This window comes from Pseudomonas oryzihabitans (genome assembly GCF_007665395.1).
GTDB lineage: Bacteria > Pseudomonadota > Gammaproteobacteria > Pseudomonadales > Pseudomonadaceae > Chryseomonas > Chryseomonas psychrotolerans_C.
In genome coordinates this window covers 50485-71896 of record NZ_VDND01000010.1, presented here as the reverse complement: position 1 = coordinate 71896, position 21412 = coordinate 50485, and the positions used below count along the sequence as shown (strand labels likewise).

The window sequence follows — 21412 nt, the reverse complement described above, 5'->3', positions numbered from 1 at the left end:
TCCTATTGCTCAAGTGCAGTAGCGGTGATGAGCACGGGGTAATGGGCAAGGCCCAGGCGGGCGGCTAGGTCATCGCCGACGACAGGGCTGACGGCGAGGCCGCCGGTCCAGCTGCGGATCACCGCGAGGCGTTCGGCGCTGGAGACGTTGACGACCAGGCCAACGGCGCCGAGGCGCTGCAGGGTTTCGCCACGGCTGGCCAGCCACTGGCGAGACAGCTCGTCGTCGCCGACCAGGAAGAAGGGCTGCAGGCCAGGTGCGTTGAGCGCGCGCCCCTGGACGGTGCCGGGAGTCAGCCGCTGCGATCGCACCGGGAAACCCTGTGCCAGGGTGGGCTGCGGCACCGGTGCCTGGTGCTGCGTCTGCGCAGGCTCTGCATTGAGGCCTTGGTAATAGGGCAGGGCGGAGACGCCGCCGCGGTCTTCGACCACTGTGAGGTTGGCGGCTTGGACGGCCAGCGGAAGAGATAGGACGATGAGCGAGAGGATCTGCTTCATGGGTTCGAGGCCAGGAGATTCAGGCCGGTGACCCGGCTCAGGTGTTTGGCGAAGAGTTCGCGGTACTTGGCGGCAGGCGCCCCGCCAGCAGGGCGGTGGTAGCGGCCGGCGACATTGATCCAGTCGCCGCCCTGGGCGCGCAGCTCGGCGAGCATCCGGGCCGCGACTTCCAGGTTCTTGTAGGGATTGAGCGCCTCGCACGGCGAGACGCCACGGCCGAAGCGGTGGCCGTTCCATCCCATGTTGACCTGAGCGATACCGACATCCACGCGCTTGGCGCCGGCGGTGTTGAGCGCGACCAAGAGCGCGGTACAGGCATCGGCGCGAGTGGCGAAGCGATAGCCGGCGCCGGCGACGTTTAGCGTCCAGGGCCAGGGCACTAGTTGCGTGCCTTGGCCGCGCAGGCGGGTACCACTTTCCTGCAGCGCAACCGAGTACAGGACTTCTGAAGGGATACCGGCTTGGTAGGCGGCCAACTGATAGGCCGGCGGCGGGGTCTCGGCTGCCAGCGCGCCTATCGCGATCGCCTGCAGCAGTGCGCCGGCGCCGATCGCCTTGATCATTGCCTGAGCCATTGCCCGTTCACCTCGCGGACAGCCGCTGGCAGCTCACCGCCCAGGCCGAGCTGGACCCATCGGCCAGCATCATGGTTGAGGGTGATCTGCCGTGTGCGCACCTTGGCCGGATCGATGCCGGCGAGCACCGCCCAGCGGCGGATCTTGGCATCGTCGTTCTGGCTGCCGATCAAGTACAGGTCGAAGGCCTGGCCAGCGCTCTGCAGCGCCTGAACCCGCTCGGTGCAGGCGGCGCAGCTATCGGTCACGAACACGGCGAGTCGCCCGTTGCCGCGTACGGCAGGGCTGGCTAGAGGCGCCGTCTGGCCGCCGGCTTGCACCGGCTGCAGGTTCGGGTAGAGACGATTCCAGGCGTCGCGGTAGGCCTGGTCATACGCCAGCTCCTTCTGCACCCGCTGCGCCTCGGCGCGAACCTGCAACTCGGCATAGCGGCGTCGCTCGGCATCGGACTGGGCTTCGATGCCCAGGGCGGTGAGCGGATCCAGACCGGGTGAGTAGACGCCACGGCTGCCCTGCATCAGGGTCCGGTAGCGCTGGAATTCCTGGCTGCTCAGGCCCCATTCCTGGGCGATGGCACTGTCGTTACGTTGAACCGCGCTTTGGCGCTCAGCACTGCCTGTTTCGCCCGAGAAGGCTTGGGGCGCGACCAGGTCAGCGGTGAGCGCGGATGCGGTCTGAGAAAGCAGAACGAGGGCGATCGCGAGGCTCGCCGCAGGGAAAGGGGATTGTGGACGCATGGGTTGCCTCTACTACTTGACGGAAAGGATGCGGGTCGCGCCGTCGACGCTGAACTGCGCCTGGCGGTCGTCGAGGTTGGCCAGCCGCCAGCGGGTGCCGCCGACGTTGTCGCCCGGGCGCACCAGGTAGAGCTCGCTGAGCTGGGTGCTGCCGGGCGGTGCGACGGAGAGGAACCGCTCGCCGCCGCGGTACTCGATGCCGACGACGGTGAAGGGGGGAGGGGGATCAATCGGCTTTTGTGGCTCGGCCTTGCGCGCGGCTAATGGAGCACTGCGCTGCTTGGGAACGATCAGCGGGGGCGGTGCCTTGGCAGGCTCCGCTGCTTTCCTGCGAAGGTCGCCAAGGTCGTTCTGCAGGCTTTCGATCTTCGCCTCGAGCACCACCAGATCGCCGGACTGGGCCATCCCCTGCAGCGCGGTCTGATTGGCACGCTGGATCTCCACCAGCATGGCCTGGGCGGCGTCGATTCGCTGGGACAGCGCTTGCTGACTGGCCCGGAAATCGGCGTCTTGCACAGGCTTGCCGCCGGCGAAACCATCCATCTGATCCTGCATCTTGTCTAGACGCTGGGTGATGGCCTGGACCGTGTTCTGGTCAGCTGTCGCGTTCAGGTCACGATTGACGTGAGACAGCTCGACGTAGAGATAGAGACACGCACCCGACAAGGCAGCGAAGCCTACGGCGGCAAGCGTTTGAGAAAGGGAAGGGCGCTTCATAAGGGACCTCGCATAGGATGCCGTGCACGGTCGCAGAAGCGCGGAATGAGGTCAGTAGGAAACCTAATCTAGGTCTCAGTAGGTTAGGTTTCGTGCTCGATCTGGCCATAGGTCGCCACTCGGCCGGCTGAGCAAAGCAGGTAGGTTATGCTGTTGGCTTTCGCCAAGGGGCTATCTGGATGCTGGTGATACGGCTGGAAACGGGGAGGGTAATTAACTTGGAGCGCCAGGTAAGTACCTCGAATGGGTATGGGATCTGGGAATACCATCGGAGCCAAAGCTCGACGATGTTCAGACCAGACTTCACAGTCTATCGTCACGTGGCCTTGAGGCCGGCTGATCCGCAGGCCGGGCAACAGGTGACCGTGGCGATTTGCCTTCCCGGTACTCCAGAAAATGAGTGGAAGCCGTTCCGGACCGGGGTCGCCGGCTTCGACGGCATGTGATTTGTCCGTCGTATATCTCCATTGCTATTTTCTGGTTGGCTTAGGTTATATCTAGTTTATTCGCCGAGCGCGTTATACTTCTTCAGGTATGCAGAAATAGAAAACGGCGTTGGAGGAATATTGGCCTGAACGCAAGATTTATTTCGAGAGACTGCATGCAACTAGACACAGTAGTGGTTAGGTAGGCGGCTCATAATATTTTCACAAGATAAGTGCGGTCGGAAGACGGGCCTAAAATTATTCTAGGCTCGCGATGTTTTTCCTTTCCCTTGAGTCGCTTTCGGAATGGAATGGTGCTATCTGTCTTCTTCAAAATGTTTATTTGTGTATGCTTTCTTTTTATAAATGGTCGCCGGAGTAGCTGTGCGGTGGGTATAAAGGACTGCCCCCTGTAGCGGTTCGATCAATAAATTCGCCGTTTCGGTGTATTCCTGGCTAACAACAAATAAAAGAAAGGAAATGTATGCGCAATGTATTCCATGTGAAGGTTGTAAGAGCAAAGGCTGCTGTGCTTTCGTTGATCATCCTTTCGCCGATCGTTTACGGTGAAGAAGTGGGCTTCATCGAAGGCACCAAAGCCACTCTCAACCTGCGGAACTTCTATTTCAATCGCAACTTCGTCGATCCGGCCTACACCGCGCAGAACAAGGCCGAGGAATGGACCCAGAGCTTCATCTTCGGCCTGATCTCGGGCTACACCCAGGGTCCAGTAGGCTTTGGCATCGATGCCCTCGGCCTCTACTCGGTCAAGCTCGATGGCGGTGCCGGCACCTATGGCACCCAACTGCTACCGACCCATGCCGGCAACGAACCCGCCAAGGACTTCGGCCGTCTGGCGGTGGCGGCCAAGGCCAAAGTCTCCAAGACCGATATCAAGGTCGGCGAGTGGTTCGCCGTACTGCCGATCCTCAGATCCGACGATGGTCGTTCGCTGCCGCAGACCTTCCAGGGCGCGCAGATCCACTCCACCGAGATCCGGAACCTGGAACTCTGGGGTGGCCAGATGCGCCAGAACAGCCCGCGCAACGATGCCAGCATGGAAGACATGTTCATGCAGGGTATCGCCAGTGCCACCTCCGACCGCTTCAACTTCGTCGGCGGCGAATACACCTTCAACGAGAAGCGCACCCGAGTTGGCCTCTGGTATGCCCAGCTCGAAGACATCTACCACCAGAAATTCATCAACCTGATCCACTACCAGCCAGTGGGCAGCTGGACCCTGGGCGCCAACCTCGGCTACTTCATCGGCGACGACGACGGCTCCGCCCGCGCCGGTGCCCTGGACAACCGCACTGCCTATGCGCTGCTCTCGGCCAAGCAGGGTGGCGGTACCTTCTACGTTGGTCTGCAGCGCGTCAGTGGCGACAGCGCCTGGATGAGGGTCAACGGCACCAGCGGCGGCACCCTGGCCAACGACAGCTACAACTCCAGCTACGACAACGCCCGGGAACGCTCCTGGCAGGTGCGCTACGACCACAACTTCGCGGCCTTCGGCGTACCGGGCCTGACCCTGATGAATCGCTATCTCAGCGGCGACAACGTCCATACCGGCAGCATCACCGACGGCAAGGAATGGGGCCGCGAATCCGAGGTGCAATACGAGGTGCAGAGCGGTCCGCTGAAGAAGCTGCTGATTCGCTGGCGCAACTCAAGCATGAGACGCGACTACAGCGCCAGCGGCTCCTTCGACGAAAACCGTATCATCTTCAACTATCCGATCTCGGTGCTTTAAGCGACCAGATAGCGTCAGAAGTCCGGCCCGAGATCAGAGCGCGCTCTGATCTCGGGCGTCACTTGAGCTGATCGGTAGCCCAGAGGCTACAGAACGAATAGCCGTCATGAGCGCTATTGCTGCTGGGGAAGGCAGAGCACCGTTACGTTGAATCAGGCCGATGGATCTCCTCGTACCCGTTAGTGGAATATCGAGAGGCGCGAGTGCGTGGCTGGCCAACTCGTAATCCATCTGGTGCGCTGAAACGACGGCGAGCAGATCGGAATTCATAAGCAGTCCTCTGATGACTGCGAGGTCTCCGGTCTCCACCGCAGCGCGAGGAAGTGTCTGTCCGGCCTGAGCGAGGTGCTGATCGAATAGCTCGCGAGAGGGCGACCCTGTGCGAGGCAGTATCCATTGCGCGTCGTGAAGGTCTTTCATGACCAGCTTCCGGTCGGACAGAGGATGGCCAGCGCGGGCTACGACCAACAGCTCCTCGGTAAGTAGCGTCTCGCCGTATAGGTCACTGGCATACCCGCTGGGTCGCAGTGCACCCAGGATGAAATCGAGATCGCCGTAGCGTAGATCTGTCGCGAGCGTTTCGAAGGCACTTTCATTGGTCACGACCTGAACCTTGGGATGTGCGGATATCAGACGCAAGACAGCATCCGGCAGGATCGTCGTTCGGCACAGCGGGAGGGCGCCGACCGCTACCCGTCCCTCGAGTTGGCCGTTCAAGGCGGCAAGATCGCTATCCAGGTGACGCAGTTCGTTGACCGCTCGACGAACCGACACCGATATTTCGCGACCGGCGCGCGTAGGCAGCAAGCCTTTAGGCGAGCGCTCGAACAGCAGCGTGCCTGTTCCTCCCTCAAGCACCTTGATCGCTGCGCTTACCGCCGGCTGGGTCAGGCCGAACAGGTTGGCGACCGTCTGCATATGGTGCGTATCGCAGAGCTTTATGAAGATTTCCAAGCGCCTGGTATGCAAGAGGTACAGCGGTTCGACAGAGACCTTGTGTGGCACATCGAGCAGTGACGGAACCCGGTTGAGTTCATCCAGGGCGCGTTGAGCGCGCGGACGTATACAAGCTCCCTGGGCAGTGAGACGCATACCGTTCGCATGCCTTTCGAACAGCGGCGCGTCCAGACGTAGCTCCAGATCTCGGATGGCTCGGGTGACCACGGATTGAGCGCGATAGAGCGTGTCGGCTGCGCGCGACACGCTCTCGTGCTGCGCAACGCGGAGAAAGGCACGTAACTGCATCAGGCTGGGGAGCTCACGCATCAGCATCTGCCTCTGAGACCGGAGCCCACTATGTCTCGCTCAGTGACATAAGTAAAACGTATACCCCCTGTGCTCAATCGCAGTGGGCCGGGCGCAAGCTCCATGCGAGCCTCTAGCGAAACAACAGGAGTACCTCCCATGAACTCGAGTTCCCCCCGGACCGCACTGGTCGTTAGCGCCCACTCTGCCGATTTCGTCTGGCGCGCTGGCGGCGCTATCGCCTTGCACGCGCAGCAAGGCTATCAGGTGCACGTCGTTTGCCTGTCCTTCGGCGAGCGTGGTGAGTCCGCCAAATTGTGGCGCAAGGGCGAGATGACTGAAGCGCGGGTTAAGGCCGCTCGCCGTGAGGAGGCGCAGGCGGCGGCGGAGATTCTGGGTGCCAGCATCGAGTTCTTCGATATCGGGGACTACCCCATGCGCGCAGACAAGGAGGTGCTCTTTCGCCTGGCCGATGTCTTCCGTCGCGTGCAACCTGAGTTCGTCCTGACCCACTCGTTGAAAGATCCGTACAACTACGATCACCCGTTGGCCACGCACCTGGCGCAAGAAGCGCGGATCATCGCTCAGGCCGAGGGCTATCGCCCTGGCGAGCCCATCATCGGGGCTCCACCGGTCTATCAGTTCGAGCCGCATCAGCCTGAGCAATGCGAGTGGCGCCCTGACGTGCTGCTCGATATCACCGACGTCTGGGACAAGAAGTTCGCCGCTATCCAGTGCATGGCAGGACAGGAACACCTGTGGGAGTACTACACCCGGGTCGCCCTGCAGCGCGGTGTGCAGGCCAAGCGCAACGTCGGCATTACCTCGTCCAAGAACATTGTCTACGGTGAGGGATATCAGAGCATCTTCCCGCGCGTGACGGAGAATCTGTCGTGAGCGGTCTGGTAGGCAGGACCGGCGTAGTCGTACGCCATATCGAGCGCGCCGCGCTGAATGTGCTGGATCGGCTGGCGCTGCACGGGGTCGCTACCGTGCACGAGGCCCAGGGTCGCAAGGGGCTGTTGAATCCCGGATTGCGCCCGATCCAGCAGGATGTCGGGATCGCGGGCAGCGCGGTGACGGTGCTCGTGGCGCCGGGAGACAACTGGATGTTTCACGTTGCCGTTGAGCAGTGTCAGCCAGGCGATATTCTCGTGGTGGCACCCAGCTCCACCTGTCATGACGGCTACTTCGGCGATCTGCTGGCGACCTCGTTGCAGGCTCGCGGCGTTCGGGGCCTGGTGGTCGATGCGGGTGTCCGGGATACCCGAACCCTGCGGGAAATGGGCTTCGCCGTCTGGTCGAGCGCCATCAATGCCCAAGGCACAGTCAAGGAAACCGTGGGATCGGTAAATGTGCCGCTGCTCTGCGGTGGTCAACTGATCCAGCCGGGTGACGCCATCATCGCCGACGACGATGGCGTCGTCGTGGTCAGGCGCCTGGAGGCAGAGACCGTACTGGCGGCTGCCGATCGCCGCGCTGCGGCAGAAGAGGAAAAGCGCCAGCGCCTAGCTGCCGGGGAGCTCGGGCTGGACATCTACGGTATGCGCCCCCGTCTGGCTGAAAAAGGGTTGCGGTACGTGGATCGCCTGGCTGACCTGGAGGACTAGAGATGCCGCAGACTCGGATACCTTGCATGCTCATACGGGGTGGTACGTCCAAGGGGGCCTTTTTCCTGGCGGCTGACCTGCCTGAAGAGTGGGATCAACGGGACCGGGTACTGCTGGCTGCGCTGGGTTCGCCTGATCGCCGCCAGATCGATGGGATTGGTGGCGGCGACTCCCTTACCAGCAAGGTGGCCATCGTTCGCCCTTCGCAGCGTCCAGACGCTGACGTCGACTACCTGTTCGCCCAGGTCGTCGTGGACGAGCCGCGGGTCGACTACGGCCAGAATTGCGGCAACATTCTCGCCGGGGTAGGCCCCTTCGCTATCGAGAGGGGCCTTGTCCGTGCCAGTGGGGCGGTTACGCCGGTTCGCATTTTCATGGAGAACACCGGGCAGCTGGCCGTAGCTCATGTCCCTACGCCCGAAGGGCAGGTCGAGTATGCCGGCGATGCACACATCGACGGTGTGCCTGGAAGTGCCGCTTCGCTGGTGATCGAGTTCGCCGATATCGCCGGCTCTAGCTGCGGTGCGCTGCTGCCCACCGGGGTGGTCCGCGATGAGATCGGAGGCATTGCCGTGACGTGCATCGACAACGGTATGCCGGTCGTACTGATCAAGGCGGCTGACCTCGGCCTTACCGGCGCGGAAAGCCCCGCGCAGCTAGATGCGGATACGGATCTCAAAGACCGGCTGGAAGCCATCCGCCTGCAAGCCGGACCCCGCATGCACCTGGGCGATGTGCGGGAACGTAGCGTGCCCAAGTTGAGTTTGATCGCTGCGCCGAGAGCCGGGGGCGCCTTGGCCACCCGCACCTTCATCCCGCATCGCTGCCATACCGCCATCGGTGTGTTTGGTGCCGTGAGCGTGGCCACGGCTTGCCTGCTCGAAGGGTCGGTAGCGGCCGAGGTTGCGGAAGTGCCAACAAGCGACCATCTCCGGCTATCGGTCGAACACCCTACCGGGGAGTTCACCCTCGAAATCCGTCGTGCCGGCGGGCAGGTCGTTGGTTGTGGTCTGGTGCGCACGGCACGGCTGCTATTCGAGGGCAAGGTGCAGATACCTTCGAGCATCTGGCGCGGTCCTTTGGAATCCTAACGTCGGACTGTCCTGCCGCCATTTGCTACCCGATACTGACGCACAACGCATCCAGTGAGTAGCAGATGGCGCGTCCGCATCTGAAGACGCGCACAGCGCTTAGCGCCGAACCCTGCCTTTCCTTGAGTCAGACGGCCATACCTGCCCAGCGCAAGAATCGAACTTTAGGCACCTCTCGCTAGCTTCCTCGCTCAATCCCAAGGTTGCTGTCTGGCCACCGCAGCACGAGCGCGCCAGTCGGTCACGGACCTATGGATCTGGAGAGATCACCGCATGGCCATAGCACCGCGGTTCACCTTTCGGCTTGAGTCCCTCCGGCAGGCATCGTCGTGCAGACAGGCCTTTGCTAGCCGAAAAGCAAATGGCCGCTGGGACAAATCCCAGCGGCCACCTACAGGACCTCATTCAGATCGTTGAAACCCGCTAATTCTTCTTGCCAGCTACCGAATAGGTGACCTGCTGATTGCGGGTCTTCTGGAAGTCTTCCAGGGACTGACCACGCATGGCGGCATAGATCACGAGGTTGGGTACGCCAACCACGGCGCCCAGCTTTTCCAGCAGGAAGAAGATGACGCCATAGCGAATCAATCCGCGCCAATCCCGTTCACGGACCAGTGCCCGCTCTTCCTCGCTCAGATCGGCCTCTGCAAACAACACCTCAGGCTCACTGAGAAAACGCTCGCGCCACTGTGGCTCGATCAGTTGGTGAAGGAATTTGTTCAGGCGATAGCCACGAGCACTTCTTTCCAAGGTGAACGGATAGGTCCCCTCCAGTTGCTCGATACCCGCCAGCTGATGCGCCATGTGCCGCCGGTGCTGATCGTGCAGATCGCTGGGAACCGGGCGCGCATGATTCTCCAGCAGTACCGTGGCGATACCGGTCATTGATGGCAGGTAGTAGTCCTGATGCTTGAGGCTCACCGTGGCGGAGAGCGCGCCGCGCATCACCAGCCACGCGATCACTTCAGAGCCTTCCATACCGCCAAGGGTTGCGTACTCGGCAAGGGTCAGGCGTGCCAGCTGGTCCGGATCGTGGACCAGGAGATCGACGAATTGATCGTCCCACTCCGGGTTGTTGAAGCCACAGCGTTCCCCATGGACCTGATGCGACAGGCCACCTGTGGCAACCACTACAACCTTCAGGTCTTCAGGAAAGCTTTCGATAGCCCGTCGCAGGGCCTTGCCGAGGTTGTAGCAGCGTCGAGCGCTGGGGATGGGAAACTGCAGCACACCCAGCTGCAGCGGAACGATTTCGACCGGCCAGCCGTTCTCGTGTGGAAGCAGGGCCGACATCGGTGAGAAGAAGCCATGGTCCAGCGGCCGGTCGCGGAAGACACTGATATCGAACTCGTCCGCCATGAGGCTTTCCGCGATATGCCGCGAGAGCGCCGCATGCCCGCCCACGGCCGGGAGGGTGCGAGGATTGCCGCCCTCATCGGCGACCTCGTAGCGATCATCCACGCCCAGCGCGAAGGGGCTGTAATGGTCGAAGAAGAACGAGGTGATGTGATCGTTGAAGATGTAGAAGAGGACATCCGGTCGCTGCTCTTCGAGCCAGGCCTGAACCGGGGCGAAGCCCTCGAAAATCGGCGCCCAAGCGGCTTCGTTGCGCTTGTCATGATCCACGGCGAAACCGATTGTCGGGGTGTGGGAGACGGCGAGACCGCCAAGAATACGAGCCATTTGAAGGTCCTTTTAGAGGGTCAAGGCGCAAGGGCCGGAGCAGCTTGGCGCCTGGCGATGCCATTGGCGAGGATGGCAAGGGCGGCCAGGAAGGCCGGCAAGCCAAGCAGGATGAAGAGGGTGGCCGTTGAGAGGCCAAGGCTGAGGATTGTCCCTCCGATCAGGGAGCCGAAAATGGCGCCGAAGCGACCGATGCCCAGCATCCAGCTCACACCGGTTGCGCGGAAGGCCGTCGGGTAATACCCCGGCGCGAAGGCATTGAGGCCCGTCTGAGCGCCACTCATGCAGAAGCCGGCCAAAGCCACGCCCACGGCCAGTAAACCCGACTCCAGGCCGAAACTGCCCAGCAGCAGGATGCAGGCACCGCCAAGTGCGTAGGCGAGGGCAATGACCCGGTTGGGATCGCGACGATCCATTACCCAGCCCACCACCAGCGCACCTACCGTTCCACCGAGCTGGAACAGGCCGGTAATGGTCGCAGCGCGCTCGATCGAAAGACCGCTATCGCGCAGCAGGGTGGGTAGCCAACCCATGGTCAGGTAGATCACCAACAATCCCATGAAGTAGGTGATCCACAGTGCGAAGGTACCCAGCCGGTAACGCTCGCCGAACAATTGACCCACGGGGGCTTTCGACTGGATGTCCACCGCGTGAGCGAGGAAGCGCGTCGACGCGGTGAAGTGGCCACCCAGCTTGTTGAGGGCAGACGCGATGCGTATGGATGGGAAGCCTTTATTCGCCATGAATCGTGCCGATTCCGGCAATAGCAACCAGAGGAAAGGCAGCAACGCTAATGGCAGAACGCCGCCAGCGATCAGCACCGCCTTCCAGCCGAAGTTGGGGATGAGGTAGGCCGCCAGGAAGCCGCCGCCGCCAGAGCCCAGATTGAAGCCGGTGAACATCAGGGTGATGAGAAGGGCACGCCGACGCTCGGGCAGGTATTCGGCGAGCAGGGTAGTGCAATTGGGCATCGCAGCGCCCAACGCGATACCGCAGAGAAAGCGCAGGATCCCCAGTTCCAGAGGTGTCCTTGCGAAGGCGCAGGCCAGACTCAGGATGGCGAATCCGCTGACCGCGACCAGCAGGACCGTCTTCCGACCAAACCGGTCAGCGTAGGGGCCTGCCGTCAAGGCGCCTACCGCGAGACCAATCATGGCGGCGCTCATCACGGGGCCGAAGGCTGCGCGTGACAGCCCCCACTCCTGCATCAGCGAGGGGGCGATGAAACCCATCACCGCGACGTCGAAGCCATCGAACATGACGATCAAGAAGCAGAGAACGAGGATGACCCACTGGTAGCGGGTGACGGGTTGCTGGTCGATCCAGCCCTTCACATCGACGGGAGCGTTGAGGCTCATGGGAGTACCCTATTTTTTTTATTGGTGGCGATCCCGTTGCAGTGCGACACAGGACCTATTTCCGCCTTTGCGGCACGCCCAATGTAGAGAGGAAGGCTGTTGGGCACCTCAGCCAAATCATTAACGAGGTATCTGTTTTTTTTGTGGGCATGTTTTTGCCTCAGTGCTCTCCATGGGTCACGGGGCCGTCAGGCGCGCTGGATCTTCTCGTGATGATGGCGGATCTGCCAGGCTAGCTTTGCGCTTCTGGTAGCACTGTCGGCAGAACAAGGTCGGCTGCGGAGCTGCCCAGCGCCGACCACTGCAGCAAGCCGTTGCAGGCGGCCCTCGGTAGGTGAGGAACGCAAGCTCGGATACGGCGCAGCTCACGTACGCGCCGGTCGATCAGCGGAGTGCCTGACACAGCAACGAAAGGGGCTGCCAGCCTGCCGGTGTGCGTTTATCACGCCGGCAAGCTGCGATGGCCAGGGCGCTCGATAAAAAAAACGTATGCCGGTGCCGCCTGAATGCATTGTCCCGGGCGGTGGGCCGCTGGCAGCGTTAAGTAAGACAAATAACAACAAATCGAAGAGGCCACCGTGAAGCTACTGGGCAAACTCTATGTGCAGGTGCTCATCGCCATCTTTCTGGCCATCCTGCTGGGACTCATCGACCCTGCATTGGCGCAGCGTATGAAGCCGTTTGGCACGGCGTTCATCTCCTTGCTCAAGATGCTGCTCGGGCCGGTGATCTTCTTTACGGTGGTCTCGGGCATTGCCCATATCCGTGACTTCCGCCGTCTTGGCCGGATCGGAATCAAGACGCTGATCTACTTCGAGGTGGTCAGTACCCTGGCGATGGTGGTTGGGTTCGTAGTGGTCAGTCTGGTGCGCCCTGGAGAAGGCCTTCACGCGCAGATGGGTGACAGCCTCGCCGCCAACCAGGCGCAGGCCGTTGAAGGAGCCCTAGCTGGCGGCGGCTTCAGTCTCGAGCATTTCCTGCTTTCCATCATTCCCAAGACCCTGGCGTCAGCCTTTACCACGGGCGATATCCTGCCGGTGCTGTTCGTCTCCATCCTGGTTGGCGTCGCGCTCGCTCATTGTGCCAAGCCGGATTGGCTGGCCCTGCGCCTGCTGGAAGAGGGACAGACGCTGACCTTCAAGCTGCTTGGTTACATCATGCGGCTGTCGCCCCTGGGCGCCTTTGGCGCGATGGCCGCAGCGGTCGGCAGTTTCGGCTCGGCCACGCTGCTCTACCTGCTGGGCTACATCCTGACCTATTACGCGAGCGTGCTGACCTTCATCCTGGTGATCCTGGGCGCGGTCTGCGCGATGGCCGGTCTGTCGCTGTTCGCCATCCTGCGCGTCATCAAGGAAGAGGCCATCATTGCCATGGGCACAGCCTCGAGCGAGGCAGCCTTTCCCAAGCTGGTGGAAAAGCTGGCGCGCGCCGGGTGCGACAAGGCCGTGGTCGGCTTCGTCTTGCCGGCTGGCTATAGCTTCAATATCGACGGCGCCTGCCTGTACATGGCGTGCGGCCTGGGCTTTCTTTCGCAAGCGACGGATACGGCGCTCAGTCCCTCGCAGGTGATCATCCTACTCGGCGTGATGCTACTGACGTCCAAAGGTGGAGCCGGCGCCGCGGGCGGCGCGGTCATCAAACTGGCCGCCACCCTGGAGTCGATCCGGGTGCTACCGCTGGGTAGCCTCGGCCTGTTGTTTGGCATCGATCGAGTGCTGGCCATCGCGACCTCGACAACCAATGTGATCGGCAATAGCGTTGCCGTATTCGTCATTTCGCGGTGGGAGGGTTTGTTCGATCGTAGTGCGTTCGACGCCTGTCTTCGGGGTCCCTCTCAATCCACGTCGGACGCGGCAGCGACCGCCTCTTCATCCCAGCTGGAGCCTACCAAATGACCTCTGTTTCCTTACCCCGCGTCACCTTTGTCGGCTATGGCGAAGCCGGTGGAATCTTGGCTGCAGATCTCGCTTCGCGAGGCATTGCGGTCAAGGCGTACGACCTGCTGGTTGCCGATCCTGAAGCCGGCAAACGACTGGTGGAAAAGGCTCGGATTGCCGGGGTCGAACTGTGCCGAACCCTCAGCGACGCTCTGATTGACACTGACCTGGTGTTCTCCACGGTGACCGCTGGATCCGCGTTGGAGGTCGCGACGCAAGCAGGCACGCTACTGAAACCCGGGCAGTGCTTTCTTGACCTGAACTCTGTCGCGCCAGCGACCAAGAAGGCGGGGGAGAGCGCTGTAACTAGAGGTGGCGCCGCCTACCTGGATGTCGCCGTCATGGCACCGGTGCCGCCTCAGCGCCTGGCTACGCCGCTCCTCCTGGGCGGCACCGACGCCGCCGCCCTTGCTGACACGCTAGGCGAGCTTGGCTTCAACGTGAAGGTGGTGGCCGAAGAGGTAGGCGTGGCTTCCGCCATCAAGATGTGTCGCAGCGTAATGATCAAGGGGCTCGAAGCCCTTACGACTGAATGCCTGTCGGCCGCCCGCCACTATGGCGCGGAAGAGAGGGTGCTCGCATCACTTCACGCGAGCTTCCCGCACATGGGTTGGGATGCTCGCCAACCGCACTATCTGATCAGCCGCGTGGCGGAGCACGGTCGGCGCCGGTCCGAAGAAATGGAGGAGGTCGCCAAGACCGTTGCCGATGCGGGTCTGGAGCCGCGCATGAGTCTGGCAATCAGTGCGGCTCAGCGTGATCTGGTGGAGCGGATGGCGGACCAAGATATTTCATATGCCGAGCCTTTTGATTGGCGAGTTTTGATCGACCGGCTTGCGGAGCGGTGAATTGACTGCCTACTACGTCTACGGGGCAGTAATGAGGAATTGCGCTTTCGCCAGTTCAATTCAACGCGCAAGGTGCAGATGAGCCTGCCGGCGCGCGTGAACCCAGATGAAGGCCAATGTCGAAGCGCGTCTTACTATCGAGCAGCTGCGCGACTAGGTTGGCCGATCGCAGATCAGGTCGAGTGACTGTTTCGCAAGCAGCTCGACATCGCGGCCACACGTTATTGCCTGGAACTGCCATCACCGAAGGCCGCCGCCCACTGTAGCATTCCGCTCTGTCAGGGTTAGAGGTGGCGGTTGCCCGCAGCTTCACCTCGGTCACCCACTTCATCGAGGAATACTCGGTTTGCTTTGGCTATCCGCCCTCTGAGGAGCGACAGCTGAAGTGTTGAAAAATGTACATGGTGCTCCGCAAGCCATTGAGTTGCAGGTCGTACCCTCTATCCTGGTGATCTGCGTTGGGAAAGGTAGCGAGCTTGATCGAGCTCAATTCGCTCGACAATTCCGCTAAGGCCTGCGGTGCGTAATCCATGCATTGCGTCTTGCCGCAACGTCGTCAACCAGGGCGCAGACCCGGAAAAGTGAGACCACAGCTCATGGTCGGCTGTGTGGCGATGAGACCGTCTTTTCTCTAGCCAAAGGGGGGTCAGCCCTTCATTACAGCTGAGCTTATTCAGCGCTCGTTGCCTAAGCGTAGAGCGCCACATGATTACTCCATGGCAGTAGGCTATGGCCTGCACTTGAACGAGGTGTATTAGGCTCGGACGATGATCGAAATGCGTACCCTCGCCGAGGTGATAGAAGCGCGATGCATCATCGACGCCGTCTTCTGGGATTACCTCGAGCACGATTGCGAAGTATCCGTGTGGCTGTTGAACGTCGTAATCGTCGGGAACAACGACGTGAAGCCGCAGACAGTCGGAGTCGTTGGTAGCAGAGCGACTGACGAGCCATTCCTCGAGGAGCTTTGGTTGCTTGTAGCAGAACAGGTGCGTATTTGCTGACTGGCTGCTGCCTTCAAGCCATTCTCGCTGAAGCTCAAACCGTGCAATGAGCCAGTCGATGTGACCTTGCTGGACAACCATCTTGAGGTGATCAGCATCGGACCAGGCCATCACAGGCAGTTGTAGCGACTCGGGAAAAAGGGAATTGATCCGAGACCGCGGTACGCCGTGTGCATCGAAGACATCAAGCATACGGCTGGATAGCTGGCGGGCTGGATTGACGCGACCCTTGAGCCATTGATATCCACTGGCAAGGGCCTTCAGCCCATCCATAACGTCCATGCTCAACCTTCCATTTCAGTGAATGACTCGTGTTCCGTAGATAGGAGTAAAGCTCCCGACTCACATACGCTCCTTCCTTTCCCACTGGATCTCAATACTACGTGTCTGATCCGTCTGCACGCTTAGTGATATCTTGCCGTGCACCCTGCTAGTGAAAGTCTCGGCTTCGCGTATCTAGTCCTTGCAGCAGCTCACTGATGTCCTCTAGACGACCGGCTACTACGTGCAGCACCCCATCTCGCGTTTCGATGGTGCCATCCACTCGCATCAGCTGAGAGGCCACCAACTCGCGTCTCTGGCGCTCTGCCAAGGTGCGCCACACCACTACGTTCACCATCCCGTACTCGTCTTCCAGCGTCACAAAGGTGACACCACTGGCGGTACCGGGGCGCTGCCGGCCGACGACCAGGCCAGCGACCCGGGCCGGTTGGCCATGACGCCGCTCCTTCAGGTCTTGCGAGCTCATCAGCCGCCGGGCCTCCAGCTCCGGCCGCAGCAGGGTGAGTGGGTGCGGCCCCAGGGTAGTACCCAGCGAGGCATAGTCCGAGTGAAGGTCCTCACCCGCGGTCGGGGCGACCAGCTCCTGGATCTCCTCCTCAACGACCGCGCCCTCAGCAAAGAGCGGCAGCTGCGGCTCGATTGCGGCCATTGCCCAGCGGGCCTGGAACCGGTGCCCGGCCAGCCCCTTTAAGGCTCCCGCATCTGCCAGGCACTCCCGGGCCTTGGCATCCAGGCCTGCGCGCAGACACACATCGGTGACATCGCGGAACGGCCGCTGCCGGCGGGCCTGCTCAACTGCGCGGCCTGCCTTTTCAGCCAGGCCGCGTACCATCCGCAGCCCCATCCGAATAGCCGGCTGCGAGCTGTCCTCGACCCGCTCAAGGCTGCAATCCCAGTCGCTGCAGGTCACATCCACCGGGAGGGTCTGCAACCGGTGCCTTCTAGCGTCCTGCAGAATTTGGTCGGGGCTGTAGAAACCCATCGGGTAAGAGTTGATCAGCGCCGCAGCGAAGGCCGCCGGCTCATGACATTTAAGCCAGCAACTAGCGTAGGTCAGCAGGGCGAAGCTGGCCGCATGGGACTCAGGAAAGCCATAGCTGCCGAACCCCTCGATCTGCCGGAAGATGTCCGCGGCGTACTCCGCGGTATAGCCGTTGGCGAGCATGCGTGAGGTGAGCCGCTCCCGGTGCGGCCCCAGCCCGCCATGCCGCTTCCAGGCCGCCATGCTACGCCGTAGCTGATCGGCTTCGCCCGGAGTGTAGTCCGCGGCGAGGATGGCAAGCTCCATCACCTGCTCTTGGAACAGCGGGACACCCAGCGTTCGGCCGAAGACGCGCTCGAGCGCCGGCGGGTAGCTGATCTCTTCCTGGCCGGTCCGCCGGCGCAGGTACGGATGGACCATCCCTCCCTGGATGGGGCCCGGCCGGACGATGGCCACCTCGATCACCAGGTCGTAGAAGGTCTGCGGTCGTAGCCGCGGCAGCATCGCCATCTGTGCGCGGGATTCGATCTGGAAAACCCCTAGCGTATCGGCCCGGCTGATCATGGCGTAGGTCGGCTTGTCCTCCTGGGGGACGGTGGCCAGCGTCAGTTCCTCGCCTCGGTAGCCTTTGACCAAGTCGAAGCAGCGGCGCAGAGCGCTGAGCATGCCCAGGGCGAGGATGTCGACCTTAAGCAGGCCCATCGCATCGAGGTCGTCCTTGTCCCACTGGATGACCGTCCTACCCTCCATAGCCGCATTCTCCACCGGCACCAGGGTATCCAGTGTCTGGTCGGCGATGACGAAACCGCCCGGGTGCTGGGAGAGGTGCCGTGGGAAGCCGATCAGCTCACCGGTGAGCACCAGAATCCGGTAGAGCAGGGGGCTATCAGGATCGAAGCCCGATTCGCGCTTCTGAGCTGTCCCAGTCGCTGCGATTTCGTAAGCGCCAGAAAAACCCGTTCTGGATCCTTTTACCTGTGATCTTGCCCTCGACGTGTTGCTCGAGCACAGCGTCCTTGATGACAAATTCGCCGATAGAGGTAGAGAGCCGGCCGACGTTGAAGGCGCCGTTGCGTCCCTGGATGGTGCGGATGGCCAGATGGCCGGGGATCTTGATCATGGCGGTCCTCGTGGATAGGGGGCACGCCATGCCCGACAGGGGATGGCGTGCCCTGTGGGAGAAAACGGTGAGAGGTGCATCCATCGGCGTGGCCGACCGCTTGCGCTACCGGATGCTCGGCAAGCTTAGGGCTGGATCAGCGCGGGGCGCCGTGGTCTTGAGATCCTGACCACCTGGGCATGGCTGACAACGTCAGCGGCATGTGGGATGAATTCTGAAAGCGGCGCTGTAGCTGGTCAATAGGCCTGACAAAAGAAAGGCGCCTGATAGGGAAGTTAAAACTGAGGCAGGTCCTCGAGCAAGCAACCATTGGGATCAAGGATCAGGATCCCGACGTCGACCTGGCCTGGAGCTCCGATATCCCATAGCCCTCCCTATCATTCAGATGTTCATCTGTCCAAGCCGTGCCATGAAGTTCGAAGCGCACGGCTTCTACCGTCAAAGCGTTGTACAAGAAGCACATGGAGGACTACTACAAGAAGCGCGGCAAGCTGAGCACGCAGCGCGGCTATCAGAGAGTCATTAACCGCTGCACCGCCCCGCTGATGGGCCGCAAGAAGGAAGCGACCCGACATTGCCGGATTGATGGAAAAGCTGGCCTGCAGGCCGGCCGAAGCGAACAATGCATTCGGCGTCCTGTGCAAGATGTTCAACCTGGCCGAGATGTCGGGCCATCGCCCGGACAGCACGAATCCATGCCGCCATGTTCAGGTGTACCCGCCTGCCAAGGAAACCCGGCTCATCGTGGACGACGAGTTGGCGCAGATGTTCCACCATCTGGAGAGGCTGGAGGTGTAAGGACTGAAGAACTACGTCACTGGCGATGCGCCTGCAATTCGAGCTTGCTGGCCGTCGCGCCGAAATCTGCATACTCGAATATTATTGGGTCGATCTAGAGAATCGGCGCGTAGTCTGGCATCCGTTCCGTCGCCTAACAGCGCCTTAGGCGCTGCTGGGCGACATTCGGGCACTGATATTTTCTTCAAGTGTCAATGCGGGATCGAAGGTCATTCTGCATTCGGTCAGCCTCAAGTTGAGTCCTGGTTTACTCAGGCAGCGCGAACGCCACTACATAGTCCCCCATCTGCTTGCTCGCATCGGTGCCGCCGGCGCTGATGACAACGAACTGGCGGCCGCTACGCGGCGCGATGTAGGTCATCGGCGTGGTCTCCGCGCCCACGGGCAGCCGCCCCTTCCACAGCTCGCGCCCGGTACGGACATCAATCGCGCGCAGGTAGTAGTCCTGAGTGCCGGCCATGAAGATGATGCCGCTGGAGGTGGTCACTGGTCCGCCGCGTGTCGGCATGCCGATCGGCATTGGCATGCGCGTCGGAATGCCCAACGGACCGGCGTCTTCGACCGTGCCGAGCGGGATCTGCCAGGCAACGTGCCGTGTGGCAAGGTCGATCGCTGTGAGCGTGCCGTAGGGCGGCTCCTGGCAGGGAATCCCGAGCGGTGAGAAGAAGCGGCCCTGCTCAATGCCCCAGGGCGTGCCCAATTGAGCTGCACCGGCGCTTTCGGCGCCCGGCCCTCGATTGCTAGCATCGTATTCGGCGCGAGGAATCAGCCGGGTGGTTACCGGCACGCGGATGTCGTTGACGATCAAGTAGCCCAGGTTTTCTGCGATCGACACCGATCCCCAGTTCATGCCGCCGAACCAGCCGGGGTAATGGATCGTGGTGCGTTCGCTTGGCGGGGTGAACTGACCTTCGTAGCGCGCCTTGCGGAAACTGATGCGGCACGCCAGCTGGTCCAGCGGCGTAATGCCCCACATGCGTTGCTCGCTGAGCGGCTCTGTGCCGATGGCCGGCATCCCAACTGAGAAGGGCTGCGTCGGCGAGGTCCAATCGTCGGCGACACCGCCCTGCGGAACCGGCCGCTCTTGTACGTCAGCGATGGGGGTTCCGGTGCGCCGGTCGAGCATAAATATCTGACCGGTCTTGGTGGTTTGGATCAGTGCGGGGATCGTGCCGCCGCGGCCGTCGGGTACGTCATAAAGTGCCGGCTGCGAGGGAACGTCGTTGTCCCAGATGTCATGATGGACGGTCTGGAAATGCCAACGCTCGCGTCCTGTGGCGATGTCCAGCGCAACGATGGACGAGGAATACTTTTCGGCGGCCTCGCTGCGCTTGCCACCCCAAAAATCCGGCGTGGCATTGCCGGTCGGCAAATAGATCAGTCCCAGGGCGTCGTCATAGGCCGGGGTGGACCAGACGTTGGGAGTACCCCGGGTATAGCTCTGGCCCTCTGGCGGCAGAGCGGCGATGCGGGGATTGCCTAGATCCCACGCCCAAACCAAGGCGCCGCTCTGCACATCGAAGGCACGTACCACGCCGGAAGGTTCGCCGACCTCGGCGTTGTCCCAGACCAATCCACCAACGATCACCAGGTTGCGCACGATGGTCGGCGCGGCGGTTGGAAAATAGAATCCTGGTTTGATCTCGCCCATACCCGAGCCGAGGTCAACGACACCGTTCTCGCCAAAGTCTGCGCATGGAACTCCGGTGAGGGCATCGACCGCCACCATGCGTGCGTCCACCGTGGTGGAGATGATGCGGCGCGTGCAGGCCGCCGCTACCTGTGATGCCGCTGAAGCGTGGGCGTTCTCGGCGCCTGTAGAGGCGTCGTGGTAGCCAACACCGCGGCAGCGCGGGCGGTTGTTGCCCTTTCCATGTGCATCGAAGTGCCAACGTTCCTGACCAGTCTCGGCATCAAGAGCGAATAGCCGATTTGACTGCGTGCAGCCATAGAGCATCCCGTTAACGTGCAGAGGGGTGACCACAAACCCTTCGCCTTTTTCGGGTTTTGGAATCTCGCCCGTCCGGTAGGTCCAGGCGACCTGTAGACCAGCGACGTTCTGAGGGGTGATCCGGTCCAGCGGCGCGAACCGCGTGCCGGACGGTGTACGGCCATAGTGAGGCCAGTCATTGCCGGCAATGGTGCCAATTGCATGACCTGGCACAGGTGGCGGCATGGCGTCGGCTGTTGCCAGCGGCCGTGGCTGGAAAGCGGAATACAGGGTGCCAACCAATGCCGCGGCCAGCACCGCCGCCAGCGCGTAAGCCGGGCGGCGGGGTAGCGGGCGTGAGTCATCGCGGAAGGCAGACGCGAGCAGCAAGACCAACAATGCGAGCACCGCCGGCATGACCAAGCGCGAAAACAGCGGCCAGAACGTCAGTCCTGCGTCCCAAACCGACCATGCGATCGTTGCTACGAAGACAAGCAGGTACAACGCCACCCCAGTGGGGCGACGTCGCACGATCAGAGCGCCTGAGACGGCTATGCCCAACCCCACCAGCCCGAAGTACCAGGAGCCACCAAGACTGATAAGGCGTACCCCACCGACCAGCATGGCAAGCCCGAAGACCAAAATCACCACACCGAGCACGATCAACGCGACTTTTCTGAGCCCAAGCGTTTTGGCCGGCGGATGACGCCGTTGAGTTGAGTCTTCGAGCATGGTACGTGTCTCCTGTTTAGGGCGGCAGCGATCATGTGGCCACTGTCGTGAGGTGTCGCGTCTCTGGATGAACGTCTCCCGAGGCAGC

Annotated in this window: 16 protein-coding genes and 2 pseudogenes; 7 read left to right on the top strand and 11 right to left on the bottom strand. The window is 61.7% G+C overall.

Annotated features, from left to right (window positions below; translation table 11 throughout):
* Nucleotides 1-2 precede the first annotated feature (2 nt).
* The 4 genes from FSV73_RS19140 to FSV73_RS19125 are packed head-to-tail and all read right to left on the bottom strand — an operon-like array spanning nt 3 to nt 2526.
* Nucleotides 3-497, bottom strand: coding sequence for an integrating conjugative element protein (locus tag FSV73_RS19140; protein WP_145009897.1), 495 nt, complete (start codon nt 495-497; stop codon nt 3-5).
* Entirely contained in the window at nt 494-1060 is a 567-nt protein-coding gene (locus tag FSV73_RS19135) for a transglycosylase SLT domain-containing protein (RefSeq protein WP_145010264.1), read from the bottom strand. Before FSV73_RS19135 ends, FSV73_RS19140 begins: the two co-directional genes overlap by 4 nt.
* Nucleotides 1057-1809 carry a TIGR03759 family integrating conjugative element protein gene (locus tag FSV73_RS19130; protein WP_145009895.1) on the bottom strand — a complete coding sequence of 251 codons (753 nt, stop codon included), beginning with the start codon at nt 1807-1809 and terminating at the stop codon, nt 1057-1059. The genes FSV73_RS19135 and FSV73_RS19130 overlap by 4 nt, the downstream gene beginning before the upstream one ends.
* Before the next feature lie 12 nt (nt 1810-1821).
* Nucleotides 1822-2526: a hypothetical protein gene (locus FSV73_RS19125; protein WP_145009892.1), complete on the bottom strand. Its 705-nt coding sequence runs from the start codon at nt 2524-2526 to the stop codon at nt 1822-1824.
* Nucleotides 2527-3435: 909 nt separating this feature from the next.
* On the opposite strand from FSV73_RS19125, the gene FSV73_RS19115 reads away from it, so the two are divergent.
* Entirely contained in the window at nt 3436-4704 is a 1269-nt protein-coding gene (locus tag FSV73_RS19115; protein WP_145009885.1) for an OprD family porin, read from the top strand.
* Nucleotides 4705-4737: 33 nt separating this feature from the next.
* Here the strand turns inward: FSV73_RS19115 and FSV73_RS19110 are convergent, their stop codons facing one another.
* Complete coding sequence (locus FSV73_RS19110; RefSeq protein WP_145009882.1) at nt 4738-5976, bottom strand: LysR family transcriptional regulator; 1239 nt, start codon at nt 5974-5976, stop codon at nt 4738-4740.
* 132 nt (nt 5977-6108) lie between these two features.
* Between FSV73_RS19110 and galB the strand changes: the two genes are divergently transcribed.
* From galB to FSV73_RS19095, 3 genes are read left to right on the top strand one after another with little or no spacing between them, the layout of a single operon-like run.
* Nucleotides 6109-6846 (top strand): 4-oxalmesaconate hydratase, encoded by a 738-nt coding sequence (gene galB, locus FSV73_RS19105; RefSeq protein ID WP_144959534.1) that lies wholly within the window; start codon nt 6109-6111, stop codon nt 6844-6846.
* Nucleotides 6843-7559 carry a 4-carboxy-4-hydroxy-2-oxoadipate aldolase/oxaloacetate decarboxylase gene (locus FSV73_RS19100; RefSeq protein ID WP_145009879.1) on the top strand — a complete coding sequence of 239 codons (717 nt, stop codon included), beginning with the start codon at nt 6843-6845 and terminating at the stop codon, nt 7557-7559. The genes galB and FSV73_RS19100 overlap by 4 nt, the downstream gene beginning before the upstream one ends.
* A gap of 2 nt (nt 7560-7561) precedes the next feature.
* Nucleotides 7562-8650 (top strand): 4-oxalomesaconate tautomerase, encoded by a 1089-nt coding sequence (locus FSV73_RS19095; RefSeq protein WP_145009876.1) that lies wholly within the window; start codon nt 7562-7564, stop codon nt 8648-8650.
* Between the two features lie 423 nt (nt 8651-9073).
* On the opposite strand, the gene FSV73_RS19090 is transcribed toward FSV73_RS19095, so the two are convergent.
* The gene (locus FSV73_RS19090) at nt 9074-10333 is read right to left on the bottom strand and encodes a gallate dioxygenase (RefSeq protein ID WP_145009873.1); all 1260 of its coding nucleotides are present in this window, start codon (nt 10331-10333) and stop codon (nt 9074-9076) included.
* A 20-nt stretch (nt 10334-10353) separates the two neighbouring features.
* On the bottom strand, nt 10354-11691 hold the full coding sequence (locus FSV73_RS19085; RefSeq protein WP_145009870.1) for an MFS transporter: 1338 nt from the start codon (nt 11689-11691) through the stop codon (nt 10354-10356).
* Between the two features lie 578 nt (nt 11692-12269).
* Between FSV73_RS19085 and FSV73_RS19080 the strand changes: the two genes are divergently transcribed.
* Together FSV73_RS19080 and FSV73_RS19075 are read left to right on the top strand one after the other, a co-directional pair.
* Nucleotides 12270-13586, top strand: coding sequence for a cation:dicarboxylate symporter family transporter (locus FSV73_RS19080; protein WP_145009866.1), 1317 nt, complete (start codon nt 12270-12272; stop codon nt 13584-13586).
* The gene (locus FSV73_RS19075) at nt 13583-14476 is read left to right on the top strand and encodes an NAD(P)-dependent oxidoreductase (protein ID WP_145009863.1); all 894 of its coding nucleotides are present in this window, start codon (nt 13583-13585) and stop codon (nt 14474-14476) included. The genes FSV73_RS19080 and FSV73_RS19075 overlap by 4 nt, the downstream gene beginning before the upstream one ends.
* A gap of 440 nt (nt 14477-14916) precedes the next feature.
* Here the strand turns inward: FSV73_RS19075 and FSV73_RS19070 are convergent, their stop codons facing one another.
* From FSV73_RS19070 to FSV73_RS19060, 3 genes and pseudogenes are all read right to left on the bottom strand, one after another.
* Entirely contained in the window at nt 14917-15762 is an 846-nt protein-coding gene (locus FSV73_RS19070; protein ID WP_145009861.1) for a hypothetical protein, read from the bottom strand.
* A gap of 148 nt (nt 15763-15910) precedes the next feature.
* Nucleotides 15911-17653, bottom strand: a pseudogene (locus FSV73_RS19065) (OB-fold nucleic acid binding domain-containing protein); the annotation flags it as partial.
* Nucleotides 17654-17717: 64 nt separating this feature from the next.
* Nucleotides 17718-17864, bottom strand: a pseudogene (locus tag FSV73_RS19060) (DUF3275 family protein); the annotation flags it as partial.
* 585 nt (nt 17865-18449) lie between these two features.
* Between FSV73_RS19060 and FSV73_RS26210 the strand changes: the two are divergent.
* The gene (locus FSV73_RS26210; RefSeq protein ID WP_437179298.1) at nt 18450-18662 is read left to right on the top strand and encodes a hypothetical protein; all 213 of its coding nucleotides are present in this window, start codon (nt 18450-18452) and stop codon (nt 18660-18662) included.
* A gap of 247 nt (nt 18663-18909) precedes the next feature.
* On the opposite strand, the gene FSV73_RS19050 is transcribed toward FSV73_RS26210, so the two are convergent.
* Complete coding sequence (locus FSV73_RS19050; protein ID WP_145009858.1) at nt 18910-21324, bottom strand: membrane-bound PQQ-dependent dehydrogenase, glucose/quinate/shikimate family; 2415 nt, start codon at nt 21322-21324, stop codon at nt 18910-18912.
* Between the last annotated feature and the right edge of the window lie 88 nt (nt 21325-21412).